At 56.6% G+C, this 14,569-nt stretch carries 10 protein-coding genes; 1 reads left to right on the top strand and 9 read right to left on the bottom strand.

Annotation, left to right across the window (positions count from 1 at the left end):
• Positions 1 to 30: 30 nt before the first annotated feature.
• The 9 genes from NKI85_RS35905 to NKI85_RS35945 form a co-directional block, all read right to left on the bottom strand.
• Complete coding sequence (locus NKI85_RS35905; protein WP_352780561.1) at positions 31 to 645, bottom strand: aspartate/glutamate racemase family protein; 615 nt, start codon at positions 643 to 645, stop codon at positions 31 to 33.
• A 166-nt stretch (positions 646 to 811) separates the two neighbouring features.
• Complete coding sequence (locus NKI85_RS35910; RefSeq protein WP_352780563.1) at positions 812 to 1,972, bottom strand: M24 family metallopeptidase; 1,161 nt, start codon at positions 1,970 to 1,972, stop codon at positions 812 to 814.
• A complete protein-coding gene (locus tag NKI85_RS35915; RefSeq protein ID WP_352780564.1) occupies positions 1,969 to 3,759 on the bottom strand; it encodes an ABC transporter permease subunit in 1,791 nt (596 codons plus the stop codon). Before NKI85_RS35915 ends, NKI85_RS35910 begins: the two co-directional genes overlap by 4 nt.
• A gap of 22 nt (positions 3,760 to 3,781) precedes the next feature.
• A complete protein-coding gene (locus tag NKI85_RS35920) occupies positions 3,782 to 4,774 on the bottom strand; it encodes an ABC transporter ATP-binding protein (RefSeq protein ID WP_352780574.1) in 993 nt (330 codons plus the stop codon).
• Positions 4,775 to 4,961: 187 nt separating this feature from the next.
• On the bottom strand, positions 4,962 to 6,062 hold the full coding sequence (locus tag NKI85_RS35925) for an ABC transporter substrate-binding protein (RefSeq protein ID WP_352780565.1): 1,101 nt from the start codon (positions 6,060 to 6,062) through the stop codon (positions 4,962 to 4,964).
• A gap of 358 nt (positions 6,063 to 6,420) precedes the next feature.
• Positions 6,421 to 7,614 carry a serine hydrolase domain-containing protein gene (locus NKI85_RS35930; protein ID WP_352780567.1) on the bottom strand — a complete coding sequence of 398 codons (1,194 nt, stop codon included), beginning with the start codon at positions 7,612 to 7,614 and terminating at the stop codon, positions 6,421 to 6,423.
• A 228-nt stretch (positions 7,615 to 7,842) separates the two neighbouring features.
• A complete protein-coding gene (locus NKI85_RS35935) occupies positions 7,843 to 9,282 on the bottom strand; it encodes an NAD-dependent succinate-semialdehyde dehydrogenase (RefSeq protein ID WP_352780568.1) in 1,440 nt (479 codons plus the stop codon).
• A gap of 110 nt (positions 9,283 to 9,392) precedes the next feature.
• Positions 9,393 to 10,301, bottom strand: a complete 909-nt coding sequence (gene dapA, locus NKI85_RS35940; protein WP_352780569.1) for a 4-hydroxy-tetrahydrodipicolinate synthase — start codon at positions 10,299 to 10,301, stop codon at positions 9,393 to 9,395.
• 98 nt (positions 10,302 to 10,399) lie between these two features.
• Positions 10,400 to 12,118 (bottom strand): hydantoinase B/oxoprolinase family protein, encoded by a 1,719-nt coding sequence (locus NKI85_RS35945; RefSeq protein WP_352780571.1) that lies wholly within the window; start codon positions 12,116 to 12,118, stop codon positions 10,400 to 10,402.
• 276 nt (positions 12,119 to 12,394) lie between these two features.
• On the opposite strand from NKI85_RS35945, the gene NKI85_RS35950 reads away from it, so the two are divergent.
• Positions 12,395 to 14,458, top strand: coding sequence for a hydantoinase/oxoprolinase family protein (locus tag NKI85_RS35950; protein WP_352780573.1), 2,064 nt, complete (start codon positions 12,395 to 12,397; stop codon positions 14,456 to 14,458).
• Positions 14,459 to 14,569 lie beyond the last annotated feature (111 nt).

Raw genomic sequence — 14,569 nt, forward strand, 5'->3', positions numbered from 1 at the left:
ACCCTCCTTAAGTCGCCTAACGCGACACCCTCAACCAATCGAAGCCATCATCATCTTGCAGAGTCCAACAACGTCGTAGATCGGCAACTTTGTTGTGCGACGCATCGCGTGAGATACGGTTGGGAAGCCTGTGCATTCAAAGAGAATGGCTGCGATTTCAGGATGCTCGGCGCGGATTCGTGTGATGCATCCGGCGACATCAGTCTCAATATCGGCAACGTCGGTTGGCACAGGCGGGCGCCTCATCTCGTTCTGCAACAACTTTCCTCCTTCGACCCCGCCGATGACCAACCTTGACCTTTGCACTGGATCATCAACGCCTAGCAACTCGAAGCCGCAGACCCTTGAGTCAGCGGTTATGATGGCCAACTTGGAAGACGACGGCAATTGACGGAGCAAGGCTGGCACCAGAAGCAGGCTTGACGTCGCGACAGGAACGTTCACCGAATTGGCCACAGCTGTTTGATGGCGGATCGAAAAACCACAGTCCGAGGTTATTGCGACCGCGCCTCTTTCAACAAGGCGCTGGGCAGCTTCGATATAGGCCGGCTCAAGTGCCGGATTGCCACGAACAACATCAGTCGCCCAAGCTCCACGAATCGTTTCCTTGATTATCGGGAAGTCATAGGTTGCTGGATTTAGCATCGAGCCGGATACAACTGGAGGCGGACTACCATCTGGCCCTACCCATTCGATGCACATAATTCCGAGAGAACGCGGACGCGCTATCATAAGAACTCACTTCTTTCTATCGAGAGTGGATGGGCGCGTCAAAAGGCGTCACCGCTTGACGTAGGTTGTTGCTAGAAAATCATGCGCGAAACAGAGTATGCGGTGTGCTGCTCATGATATCGGCGCCGTGATCCGTGACAAGAATTTGCTCGCTGGTCCCGACCATGTACCCGCTTTCGCTGTACAGAATCACTAGAACGTGCAGGGTCATTCCGGGTTTGAGAATATCCGACGCTTCGGGCTCGAGACTCAGCGCGCCACGGTCCGACCAATTGATCCCGGTTTGATAGCCAGTGCGGTTTCGAAGGACCCTAGGACGTCCATCGCTGTCGATCACCTTTCGCGCCGCCGCGTTCACCTCTCCCGCTGTTACACCGGGCTTGATGGCAGCAATTGCTGCTTCAAGCACCGCCTCCGCCAAACGGTGGAGCGATTCGGTCCCAGCATTGCGGCCAAGTACAGCACTACGAAACACCCCCGCGACATACCCTTTTCTAATGCCGCCAACTTCAACCGTTGCAGGCTCATCGTTTCGGATCGCATGACGCCGCGGCTCTCCGTGCGGCAATTTCGTTCGCTCTCCAAAGTTCAAGGAGTTTAGCATAACTCCCTCACCGCCGGATCTTTCCACTTCATCACGGATGGCTGCAGCAACTTCGGTTTCGGTTATGCCCTCCTTCAATGAATTCTGAAATGTGACTATTGCAAGATCCGTCATGGTCATAGAATCGCGCATCGCCTCAAGTTCCAGCTCGCTTTTCACGGCCGAAATCGATGGAACAATCCGAGTCGCGTCAGCAACCCTAATACCTGGAAGCTCCGCCTCAATGGCGCTCAAATCGGCTGGCGCGAGACCCCAGCAGCCAAGCTCAAATCCAACCGCTTTGTTCTGCAATCCGTACCGGCGTAGAACCTGTCCACATACCTTGGCGAAGTCCGCCTGATGAGTATACGGAACGATTTCATCGACGCAGCTGTATGCATGGACCGTCTGCTCGTCATACTCGCGAACCACAAATGTCGGGGTCCGGCCTGGCACAAGTATCAGGGGAAAAGGTCTGAAATACCCACCCTTCCCGTCATATCCGGTAAGATATTGAAGATGACTGTGGGCGGTCACTAACAGTGCGTCGAGTTCGGCTCTCTCCACCGCCTCAAGCACCTCTGTCTGCCGACGATCATATTCCGATTTGGGAAATGGAATACCAGAAGCCAGGCCTGCTGTAGGCGTAGAGGTCATGCATCACCAGGGTTTGTTGCCATCGTTTGGTCCAACACGCGCGCGCTCGGCTGTGCCCGCCACCATGCGAAATACAGAATGACCAACCAGAGAACTGGGAGGAGCATCAATAATGACGCCACTGCTGCGATAGTTGGATCAATCTGATTCCGTATATTCTCCCACATCTTCAGCGGAAGCGTTCGGATCGCGAACCCGCTAACCAATGACGTGATCACAACCTCGTCAAAGGAGTGTAGAAACGCAAAGAAGGCGCCGCCGATAATTCCTGGTCTTATTATTGGCAGTGTTACCCTCCAGAAGGTTCGCGCCGGTCCCGCGCGCATGCTCATAGCTGCCTGCTCTAACCGTCTGTCAAAGTTTGTGAAGGTTGCCGATACGATCACTACAACGTAACTGATTGCGCCAAGACTGTGGGCTAACACAATGCCTGCCTTTGAACCGATTAGTCCAAAATCTGAGAGCCCAAGATAGGCTGCGATGCCGACCACGATAACCGGGATGGTGATCGGGGTGAGAATGACCATGTTGAGCAAACCGCGTGCACGCGGTTGTACGCGGCTGAGACCATATGCGGCGACCGTTCCTACGAAGGTCGCAAAGACGGCGACAACAATGCCAAATTGAATACTGATCAAGGCGGCGCCGTTCCACGAAGGGTCACCAAAAAAATTTCTATACCACTGCAGAGAAAGCCCTGAAGGCGGAAATTCAAGGAAACTACCAGCGCCAAACGACATTACTACAACGAGAATTTCCGGAAAAAGCAGGTAAGACAAGACAAGTATTACGAATACCAAGCCAACGATTTTTGCCAGACGGTTAGGACCTTCTGAACGATACAGCCCGGCCCCCCATCGGGACGCGCGGCGTCGAGTGCCAATCTTGTCAAAGTACCGCTTCAGGCTATCGAATACGGGGAGCCGCGCAAAATAGGACTTCCACCCTGGCTTGGCGCCTGAGCCTTGCGCACCGGAAAGATCGAGTCCAACGAAGGATAGCACCACTGCGGCAACGGCCAGAAGGATGAAGGAGGCAGTAGCAGCCGGCGCAAAGTTAAAGGACGTCGCCATTTGTGAAGAAATAAAGTTTGACAACATTGCGTCGCCCAGACCGCCCAGAGCGGCTGGAGTAATGTAGAAGCCCAAGCAAACAACGAAGACCAACAGACAACCACTGCGAATGCCTGGCAGGGTGAGTGGCAGGAACACACGCCGAAAGGCAGTGAACGGCGTTGCTCCCATGCTGCGCGCCGCTGCCACTAGCGACTTGTCAACACCGATCATTGCACTGACCAGCGGCAGTATCATCATAGGGAGCATAATGTGAACCATGCCGATGTAAACGGCGGCACGGTTGTATATTAACGGAAGCGGACTGGATATAATACCAAGACTGAGAAACAGGTTGTTGATTAGACCGCGATCGCCGAGGATCGCTATCCATGCATAGGTGCGGACCAACCCACTAGTGAGATAGGGGATGATGACCAGTGCAATCAGCGTTATGCGAAGTTGCTTTGAGCCGGCCAGGATCAGATAGGCCATTGGGTAGCCTATGATAAGGCAGATGGCAGTAGCCACGACGCTTATCTCGACAGTTTGGAATAGCACGCGAACATACGCCGGTCGGCCAAAAAACGCCTGATAGTTGGCTAGCGAGAAGGCCGGCACATTGAGGCTGGTTAGGAAGAGCTGAATGAGCGGCATGGAGAAGACGACGAGCAGGACAGCCAAAGCCGGCACGGTGAGCCATATCGGGCTTCGCCCTAACATACGCTTTTTCATCAGTCTCTGCCTTCTCAGCACCCTACAACGCGACGAAGCGGACATCGGACCGCAACCAGTCCAGCCGCACCTCGTCGCCGGGCCAAAAGACCTGCTGGTCTGCCGCGACATGTTCCCGAACGATGAGCATGCTACGCGCGGCGCGCACATGGTACTTCCGCACCGGACCGGCAAAAATCATGTCGTCGACGATACCCGTGACGAACTGACGCTGGTCCGAGTTCGCGCGCTTCGGTCTGGTAGGGGCGGCAATGCATATACGTTCCGGTCGTATCATCGCCACGCTCCCCGGACGCTGCAATGCCTCGATCTCCAAATCCGCGATCTCAAGGATATTGGCTTCTCCGAGAAATTTTGCCACGAAGCGTGTCGCCGGCCTGTCGTAGAGGGCCTCCGGCGTGTCGATCTGCTCAATCTGTCCGGCGCGCATGACCACGATGCGATCCGAAAGAGTTAGCGCCTCCTCTTGATCGTGCGTAACGCATAGGGTGGTGATCCCAAATTCTTTGTGCAGATTCTTCATCTCGATCTGCATTTGCTCGCGAAGATTGCGATCGAGCGCGCCGAGCGGCTCGTCGAGCAGCAGGAATGGCGGATCGGCAATCAGCGCACGGGCAAGGGCCACCCGTTGCTGTTGGCCGCCGCTCAGTTGAGATGGCATGCGGCCGCCAAGATCCCCAAGATGCACGCGCTCAAGCATGCGCTCGACCCGAGCCGCCCTCTCGGCGGCCTTTATACCTCGCATTTCGAGCGGAAATTCAAGGTTCCGTCGCACGGTCAGGTGCGGAAACAGCGCGTAGCTCTGAAAGACGATCCCCTGGTCGCGCCGATAGGACGGCACTGCGGCGACCGACTGTCCAGCAATCAAAACGTCGCCACGGGTTGGCGCCTCGAAGCCCGCAAGCAGCATCAACGCTGTGGTCTTGCCCGAACCGCTCGGGCCAAGAACGGTCAAGAACTCGCCGCGACGAACCGATAACGACAAATCTCTAACCGCAGTGACCTTCCCATACATTTTGGTGACGTTGCGAAATTCGATCTGCGGCGGGGCAAGACGGTCGCTATCCGGTCCGATATTTGGCTGAGCGAAGGCTAAGGGCACGCGCTGTTGATGAACGGTGACATCCGACATTATGGCTCCATACGGATAAAGGGCGCAAGGCGGCAATAGGCCGCCTTGCCGAGTATACCGGGCGTGAGCGCTAAAGGGACCACTCCTTCCAGCGTTCCGCAAATCGCTGCTGATTAGTCAGGCCGTCCGTACCAACCTCACTGTACCACTGTGCATTACGAGGGATGCTATTGGCCTTATAGTCAGGATGACTCGCAAGCTTGCGAGCGATGTCGTCGGGAATGAGTTTAAATGCATTTAGATTGCTCGGGCCGAGGGAAAAGAGCTGCGAAAATTTCGCCTGATTCTTGGCCCGAGTGGCAAACTCAAGAAACTTCTGGGCATTCTCAGCATTCGGACTACCCTTTGAAATCACCCAATAATCAAAGGTCAACTTGGCTTGATTTCGATTAATCTCTACCGGCGCCCCTTGATCAATCAGCAACTGGGCGCGGCCATCGAACGAATGCGCAAGATCTGCTGCCCCGTCGTGCAGTATCTGCTGAATCTCTGATCCTGCCGCCCACCACTTTCGCACATGAGGCTTTATCTTATCCAGGCTTGCAAAAACACGGTCGATGTCGAGCGGGTACAGCTTATCAGCAGGAACGCCGTCCGCCAGCAGCGCCTCCTCCCAAGGCCCTTCGCCGGAATCCCCCGACCGCATCACCCGCAGCCCAGGGAACTTCTCGGTGTCCCAGAACTCTGACCAGGAGGTCGGCCTTGGCTTATTCGGCGGATATGCCTTCGTATTATAGACCATATTGAAAGAATAGACTGAGGAGGCAATCGCATAATGGTGTTTAAATGCGGCAGAGATACCGTCAAGTTCATCCTTCTTATAGATTGAATAATCGATCTTTTCGACGAGTTCTTTGCGAACTGCGGCGCCGATATCACCTATGCCGATAACAACAACGTCGACAGTGGCATTTTTTGTTTGTGCCATTAGCTCCATTTGAGCGAGAAGAATATCGTCGGTGATCGTCTGAACCTTGATGCCGGTTTCGGCCTCGAACGGTTTTACATAGGCTTCGATATTGGCTTTCCCCCAATCGCCGCCGCCCACCATTACTCGCAGCTCCCCCGGTAATTGCGCCGAAGCTCGACCAGCTACGGAAGACAGCGCCCCGACTGCCAGAGCGGACGAGGTCGACTGCATGAAACGTCTGCGGTTCATCCGAAAACTCATTTTTGTTCTCCCCTATTGCTCCCATTGACCGCCATTGGCCGGGATTTCTTAGTAACGTAACCAGGCTCTACCTCGAACGGCAACTTGCACCCTCCGCCGCCCGTGAAGAGGTGAGCCTTGCCATGTCTTATAATCGAACAATCAAAACATTGCAATAGGACATTTAGAAGGAACATATGTCAAAACCTCATGCCTAAAATCGTGCGGCTGCAAAGGTACACACATCGGACCCAGTGCTGTTTTCCCACAAGAGCTTGTTTCAATTTGAAAATTCTGGAACGAAGCCGCAAATCAGCGACTGACGCGTCCTGGTACAATTCCTATGACCCTGTGAGACAGTGCCGATAGAGCGTCACCTTCAGCGAACCGCGCACGCATCCCTGATGGCGCGGATCGCCGCAAGCGTCTCGACGTAACGATCCATCTCCGCATCGGGCCAAGAAGATAGCTTCACCGCCGCGAAGTCGGTTTCCGGGTCGATATAGATCCACTGGCCACCGTGTCCAACGCACATAAACCCTCGTCGCTCAGGATCCTCGATCCAGAATTGGTTGTGATAAGCACCTCTGGGAAGCTCAACGCGATCACCGCCCTGGAGCAAGTCATGATTGCCCTTTCGCGTCTCCTCGATCCATTCTGAGGGAACGATCTGCGCCCCGTGGAGCCGTCCGCCGCGCAGGTGTAGCAGAGCGAACCGAGCATAGTCACGAAGGGTGGCATTGAACCCCGCATCGGCGCTGGGAAAGCCGCCAGGATCGACGGTGATGTACGCATCGCGCTCCGCCCCCATCGGCGCCCACAGTTCGGTGCTGATGAGATCCGCGAGCGGCATCCCGGTCACACGCTGGAGGATGAAGCCGAGCACATTGCTCTCAGCCGACCGGTATTCGAATAATGCGCCATGGGGGCGCTGTAGCTCCGTTAGCATTAGGATGAGCTGCCACGTGGTCTGAGGATGCTCGGGATAATCTAACGGTCTCCAACCCGCAGCCTGGAAGAGCATGTAGGCATGGGTACCGGGCTCGGTGTAAGGCTTGGTAATCATCACGCCAGTGCTCATGTCCAGAACCTGCTGGACCGTAGCGCCACGATAGGCCGTCGTTTCGAGCTCAGGCAGATACTGGGTCACCGGGCTGCCGGTGTCTATGAGTCCCCTGTGCACAAGTATGCCGCACACCGCGCCCACAATCGACTTTGACATTGACATAGCAAGGTGGTGGCGGTGCGGCTTCAGACCGTTCATGTACGTTTCCGCTATGACCTCGCCGCGGGACAGTATAAGGAATCCGTCAGTGAAGCTGCTGTCTAAGAATTCGCGAACGGTAGAGCGCCGTCCGGCCAGCTCGAATTCGATCCCACCAATATCCGTTATCCGCTCCGGAAGCGGCAGGACTGGGCCCGATCCGCGCCAGATGGGTGTGGTCGGCGTCATCTCGCTAACATGCTGAAATGTCCAACGGTTGTACGGCGGGAGGTACCACTCAGCCTGTGGAATGATCGGGGTCCCGGGCTTCATCGGATCGGGCTGCCAGTCGGGGCGTGTCTCGTCCAAGTTCCTTGCTCCGTATTGACACTCTCAGGGTGGACCGGACATTCAAATTTGGCATCACAGCAAGCGCGCCAGTCGTGCCCTGAGGAGTTATGATTGAACCGTGAAATGCTCTCGGATTAGTCGGCGCGAGCCATAGCCGAAACCGCGAATGACACTTCGTTGGGGCCTGCAAACTCATTTGCGCTCCCATATCCGCTGCCGCGGAGTTTCGCCGAGACTCTAGCGGGCTCACATGACGGAGAGTTCGGTGACAAATTTGGTTCGTTGAAACGCTTCGAGGCCTTCCACACCGCTTTCCGAGTTAAAGCCGCTTTCGTTCACGCCTCCGAACGGGGTTTCCGGGGTGGACACCATCATGTGATTAACGCCTACCAACCCAGCGTCCAGGCCTTCTTCAGTTTTCGCAGCCAATGCGTTGCTCTGCGTGAAGCAAAACGAGGCCAAGCCGTAGGGAAGGCTGTTTGCCCGTTCGATGACCTCGTCGAAGGACGAGAACGGCATTACGGGAGCAAGCGGGCCGAACGGCTCTTCGCTCAGGATTCGAGCATTCGCAGGTACATCCGCAAGGACGGTTGGTTCGAAGAAGTAGCCGCAATTGCTGCTGCGCTTGCCGCCGGTCATCAGCCGCGCCCCCGCCGCGACGGCATCCTGAACCAAGCTTTCCATCACACCCAGGCGACGCTCGGCGATCATCGGTCCCATCTGGGTGGTCGGGTTCAGGCCATTGCCCAGAACCAAGGCGCTGGCGCGAGCGGCGAAAGCCTCAACGAATTCGCCGTACAGGCTCTCGTGGACGAAGAAGCGCGTTGGCGACGTGCACACCTGTCCGGCGTTGCGGAACTTGGCGGCGATAAGAGTTTTCAGCGTGTGCTCGACGTTGGCATCGGCGTGTACAATCACAGGCGCATGTCCGCCCAGTTCCAATGTGGAGCGTTTCAACGTATCGGCCGCGCGCTTCTGGAGGAGTTTGCCCACAGGGGTTGAGCCGGTCAGCGTCAGCATCTTCGGAATTGGCGATGCCAACAATTGGCTGGAAACGTCATCCGGCACACCGAAGACGACGTTAAGTACACCGGCCGGCAGCCCCGCTTCCTGGAAACAGCGGGCCATGGCAACAGCAGTCCCCGGAGTTTCCTCTGCCGGCTTGACGATCACGGAACAGCCTGCGCCCATCGCGCCAGCGATCTTGCGGATCACGTTGCTCGCTGGGAAGTTCCAGGCCGCGAATGCCACCACTGGACCAACTGGTTCCTTGAACACCATCTGGCGTACACCGGGCAAACGGGCGGGAACGATGCGGCCATACGCACGCTTGCCTTCCTCGGCATACCAGCGGGTTACATCAGCGGAAAAACGGACTTCGGGAACAGACTCGGCCAGCGGTTTGCCGTTTTCCAGCGTTAGGATTCTGCCGATCTGCTGCTCGCGTTCCTGTATCAGGTCCGCGGCCTTCATCATGATCTGGTAGCGTTGCTGTGCTGTCATCGCCCGCCAGAGCTTGAAGCCTGCGGCGGCGGCCGCGAGCGCTTCTTCGATGTCAGCTTGGCTGGCCAAGGGCACTTTGGCCAGCACTTGCTCAGTTGCGGGGTTTATTAGATCCTGCTCTCGACCATCGCTCGCACGACGCCAGACACCACCGATCAGCAGCTCGATTTTCTCATCATACATTTCGGTCTTCTTTCAGTGCTTCATTTCAGAGTGTCGCGGATGCAATCAGAGGAAGCGCGGCACAGAACGCTAGACGTCATGCCTTAGAGGTGCAGGGCAGAACTGATGCTTTATTTCACGGAAGCGATGACGCCAGGCACGTCCGCTGAGGCCAATATTGAACGCACGGTTTCCACCTGGGTCTCGGAATAGGGAAGCAAAGGCTCGCGCGGAGGTCCGACTGGCCGGCCGAGGATTGCCATGACGGTCTTGATACCGGCGTAGAAACTTCCCGCTTTGAAGCACCGATAGATCGCGAACAACGCAGGCTCGAGCCGATCGATCGTCAGTATGTCATCGGCAACGCACGCGTCATAGTAGCTGCGTACCAGCTTGCCTGATAGCTGGTGTGCCATGGCGACAACACCGACGCAGCCCACAGGCAGGGCGGCGCGAATCATTGTTTCATACCCGACAAATACGGCCAGACGATCCTTCACTTTCGCGCACAACTCGGTCACCTGCTGAATGTCAGCGGAGGAGTCCTTAATGGCGACCACATTTTCGATATCAGCCAATTTGCTGACCAGATCAGGGGTCATGTTCACCCCAATCCTCGCCGGGCTGTTGTACAGCATAATTGGCAGTCTCGTTGCTGCGGCAACGCGCTTGTAGAAGAGCTCCGTCTCCCTTAGGTCCGGCTTTGCGTATATTGGGGGCAGCGCGAGAATACCGTCGCAGCCGACGGCTTCGGCGGCTGCGCACAATCCCATAACCACGTCGTTGCGAAGATCCGACACACCGGCAATTACCGGAACCTTTCCTGCTGCGGCCTCCACGGTTGCTTTGAATAGGGAGACGCGTTCCTCGACCGTCATTGTGTAAAACTCGCCGGTGCTGCCGCAAGCAATGAGGCCGTCGGCGCCGTTGGCAATATTTTCGAGCGCAAGTTCCTTAAAACGTTCGAAATCGATTCTTCCATCTGGCGTAAATGGCGTCACTAGGACGCTATGTATGCCTTTCCAGCTCGTCTTGCTCATTTGATTTATCTCATCTGAAGATTGGAATAGGATGTTTTTTCTGGCGCACCGCAGAAAGCCGGAGGCCTGTCAGTACTACCCGCTATTAACGTTGCCGATTAGGCGGGGAGCTGCCTTGAGCAATCCAGGTCCGCTTCGTTCAGCTTATAGATATCGATGGCACGTTCCCGACTTACCTTACCGTCGAAGACGTCTTGTGTGAGCAATTTTCGATCACGTTGCTCCGGCTTTCCAAAGCCACCCCCTCCCGCTGTCTGAAATACAAGTCGGTCACCCTTGTTCATCTTGGTGACTATTTTGGACTTGATGATTTCCTTCGACTGGTCAGCGCGGATTATATAGGCGAAACTCTTCTCTCCCGGCAACCCGCCATCGGCACCTGCAGGCGCATGGAAGTGGCGTTCCCCGCGATAAGAGAGCGTCACCTCGCCTTCCAGAAGCTCAATATCTTCATAGCATCCGAGTCCGCCGCGCTGCTTGCCCGCGCCACCACTGTCGGGCGCTATGCCTAGACGATGGATTCGGAGGGGCGACTCCATCTCCACCGATTCGACCGGGACATTGCCTGTGTTGGTGGCATCAGTCTCGATCACGTCCACGCCATCAGTACCCATGCTTGCTCCCGAACCGCTTACGAGCACCTGCGTCATCACAAAACGCCCATGGCTCGGCACGGAGCCGCCATAGTCAATATTGACGAGCTGGGCTGCCGAATCGGCCGGGATTTTCTTCGGGGCTGCCTGACGTACGGCTCCCAGAATCACTCCAGTCAGGCGCTTGATCGTTGCGGTGCGGCATCCGAGAGGTGCAGGTTCCAGTGGATTGACCAGCGAGCCTACCGGAAGCACCATCTGTATGGGACGGAAGCAACCGCCATTTGTAGGAATGTCGGATCCGCCGATGGCGCGGACTGCAAAACAGGCACCACACAGCGCGCCTGATGGCATACAGTTGAACGGGCCACGAACTTGTCCGTTCGTGCCGGTAAAATCAAAAGTTATGCTGTCTCCCTTAATCACAGCCTTTACCTCGATGCGGATCGGGGCGTCCAAATCGATGCCGTCATTGTCCAGATAGTCGACGTACTGGTATTCTCCGTCTGGGAGCGCGGAGATCGCTGCGCGAGTTAGGCGCTCGGAGCGGTCCAGAAGATCGGCGAAGATCGTCTTTGTCATCTTCGCACCGAGCTTGTCGGCCAGCTCCTGGATGCGGCGCTGGCCAATTTTGCAAGCCGCCAACTGAGCGTTCAGGTCTCCATTAAAGATATCTGGGAGACGTACATTGAGGCGAAGTGTGCGAACCAGCCTGTGATCGTAGTTTCCGGCGTCAACAAGCCTCATGGGTGCGACGCGGATACCTTCCTGGTAAATCTCTGTTGCATTCGTTGGGGTCGATCCCGGCGTCATTCCGCCGACGTCCTGATGGTGCGCCAGCGCGGCCGCCAAAGCGATGACTTCGCCATCGTGGAAAATAGGAGTCACCACCGCGAAGTCGGGCAGGTGTGTGCCACCTGCCGTGTACGGGTCGTTCAGGATGTAAGCGTCGCCATCACGCATTTCCTCGCGCGGAAAGCTCTCCAGCACCGCTTTAACCATCGGTATCAGCGTGGTCAGATGAATGGGGATCGCAATCGCCTGCGCCAGCGTTTCGCCTTCAACCGTGAAGAGGCTCGCCGACGCATCCCGCGCTTCTTTCACGATCGTCGAGAAGGCGCTGCGAAACAATGTCGCCTCCATCTCGTTGGCTATGCCGTCCAATTTATGCCTCACGACCTCGACCGTGATCGGATCCAGGCTTTTTGGGTCGGGCTGGTCCACGGATTGCCTCCATCAGTTGCTTGCAGTCCGCGATGTTACGGCAAGCGTCGCTTACATGCAAGAGATTTGTCACAGTACATTCAGCCCTATGTGTTCTTTTGTAAGCCGTTGTTTTAACCTAGGAAAACCCATTCCACCGGCGATTTTTTAGCTGTTATTGTGATTGAATATGGACAAACGACCTAGTGCAATGATATGCGTTGTTCACAAGCCCTGCGCCGGCCATATGACGCGCCCCCTTGATCGAGCTAGGAGAATTCAGGAGTTATGGTGAGCATGCCCCAGACTACCGGATCGTCAGACGTTACAATCGGTGTCGACGTGGGCGGCACCTTTACCGATGTGGTGTGTTACGGACCGGGCAACGCAATCCGGGTGGTGAAAATTCCCACTACCAAGGCAGATCCGAGCAGGGCAATTCTCAGTGCCGTGGATTTCGCCAGGGAGAACTGGGATGTTCCCGCCGAGGCAATAAAACGCTTCATGCACGGCACCACCACCGCCACCAACGCAGTTCTGGAACGCAAGGGGGCCCGCACGGGCATTCTGGTTACGAAGGGCTTCCGTGACATTCTCGAGATCGGGCGTCAGCTGCGAGAGGATATGTATAGCGTAATTCTCCACCCTGAGACGCCGGTCTTCCTTGCGAGCCGCGGCCTGCGCCTTGAGGTCGATGAGAGGCTGGATGCGGCAGGCAAGGTGGTTACCCCGCTCGACCCTCAGTCTGTGATCGATGCTGCCGAGCGCCTGGTTGCGGCGGGGGTCGAGGCTATCGGCATATGCTTCCTTTTTTCCTTCCTAGATCCGACTCACGAAATCGAGGCCCGTCGCATTATTGGAGAAAGTTATCCGCATCTTGCAGTCTCGATTTCTTCAGAGGTCGATCCGCTTTTCCGTGAATATGAGCGCACGGTGGTCACCGCGTTCGATGCCTACGTCAAGCCGGTCGTGAATACCTATCTCAAGCGATTGGAAGATAACTTGAAGGCTGCCGGTGTTGCTGCGCCGTTGCAGATTATGCAGTCGCGTGGTGGCCTGGCCGCGGCGTCCGTCGTTCGTCAGCGGCCCGTACGTCTGTTTCTATCCGGACCTGCGGCGGGAATGATCGGCGGTTGTGAGGTCGCCAGCGGTGCGGGCATCGGCGACATCATCACTGTGGACGTCGGCGGCACGAGCTGTGATATCGCCGTCGTCGAGAACAGCCAGCCGAAAATCCGTTCAGAAACCCAGATCGCCGGCTATCCTGTGCGCGTGTCCATGGTGGATGTGAGCACGATCGGCTCCGGTGGGGGTTCTGTAGCCTGGATCGACGGGGCTGGTACGCTGAAGATTGGCCCCGAATCGGCGGGTTCCGAGCCTGGTCCGGCGTGTTATGGAAGGGGCGGCGATCGGCCGGCCGTAACGGACGCGTCTATAGTTCTGAATTACCTTGACCCCGAATATTTTGCGGGGGGACGATTGCGCTTGCAGCCTTCCCTGTCGCACGAAGCCATCGAGCGGCATCTTGCTCGTCCCCTGGGTGTCAGCGTCGAGGAAGCGGCGCTTGGCATGCACCGTGTCGTCAACGCGCAGATGGCCGAGGGAGTTCGTCGTGTTTCGACTCGTCAGGGCATTGACCCTCGGGGCTTCACCCTCGTACCTCTGGGCGGTGCGGGGGGGATCCACGCAACGGCTCTCGCCGAGGATCTCGGCATGACCAAGATATTGGTTCCGCGCTTCCCAGGCGTTCTGGCTGCTTCGGGTCTGCTGGCTGCGCCTGTCGAGCATGAAGCATCTAGCACCTTCATAACGAATATTTCTGGGGCCGAGGCTTCCGCAATTCGCAGTGTTCTCGATCGACTTGATACTCAATGTCGAGCTCTTCTTGCGGCGGAGCAGATTAGCGAAAGCAACGTCTCTGTCTCATACTACGCCGACGTGTGCTACGTGGGACAGTCATTCTACGTCCAAATACCATTCCATGTGAACGAGCAGGACCCGCTCGGACGACTTTACAACGACTTCGTGCGCGAACACGAGCGTCTGTACGGCTACAGCAATGACGGAGCTGCGCGCATCGTCAATCTGCGAAGCAGCCACAAGGCTGCGCAACCGAAAAGCGCGTTGTCGTTGGCCTATGAACCGTCTGGCGGGCATGTAGAGAGGCCGAAACGCACAGTGCGTTTTCCCGGCCATGAGCGTATGGAGGTGAGCATCTATCAGCGTGAGACATTGCCCATAGGCTTCGCGTTCCGGGGTGGAGCGATCCTGGAGCAGGCCGATACGACCACGCTGCTGGGACCGGGCTGGACAGGTTCGGTGCTAAAGACCGGCGATATCCTGCTCGTCCACACTCCATGAAAGTGCCTTCCGTTGCGTTCGATCCTTAATTCCCTGTCCGTCCAATGCGGTCATTTTCTATGGGGCGGCCGGGTTCCTGAACGCCTTCGAACATTGTCCGCAACTCAGCCA

Source organism: Mesorhizobium sp. M0571 (genome assembly GCF_040320985.1).
Classification (GTDB): domain Bacteria; phylum Pseudomonadota; class Alphaproteobacteria; order Rhizobiales; family Rhizobiaceae; genus Mesorhizobium.

Bases quoted from the DNA above. Each gene is read 5' to 3' on its own strand.
- NKI85_RS35920 (WP_352780574.1), bottom strand. From the start codon at position 4,774: ATGTATGGGAAGGTCACTGCGGTTAGAGATTTGTCGTTATCGGTTCGT.
- NKI85_RS35925 (WP_352780565.1), bottom strand. From the start codon at position 6,062: ATGAGTTTTCGGATGAACCGCAGACGTTTCATGCAGTCGACCTCGTCC.
- NKI85_RS35950 (WP_352780573.1), top strand. From the start codon at position 12,395: ATGCCCCAGACTACCGGATCGTCAGACGTTACAATCGGTGTCGACGTG.
- dapA (WP_352780569.1), bottom strand. From the start codon at position 10,301: ATGAGCAAGACGAGCTGGAAAGGCATACATAGCGTCCTAGTGACGCCA.
- NKI85_RS35915 (WP_352780564.1), bottom strand. From the start codon at position 3,759: ATGAAAAAGCGTATGTTAGGGCGAAGCCCGATATGGCTCACCGTGCCG.
- NKI85_RS35910 (WP_352780563.1), bottom strand. From the start codon at position 1,972: ATGACCTCTACGCCTACAGCAGGCCTGGCTTCTGGTATTCCATTTCCC.
- NKI85_RS35935 (WP_352780568.1), bottom strand. From the start codon at position 9,282: ATGTATGATGAGAAAATCGAGCTGCTGATCGGTGGTGTCTGGCGTCGT.
- NKI85_RS35905 (WP_352780561.1), bottom strand. From the start codon at position 645: ATGCTAAATCCAGCAACCTATGACTTCCCGATAATCAAGGAAACGATT.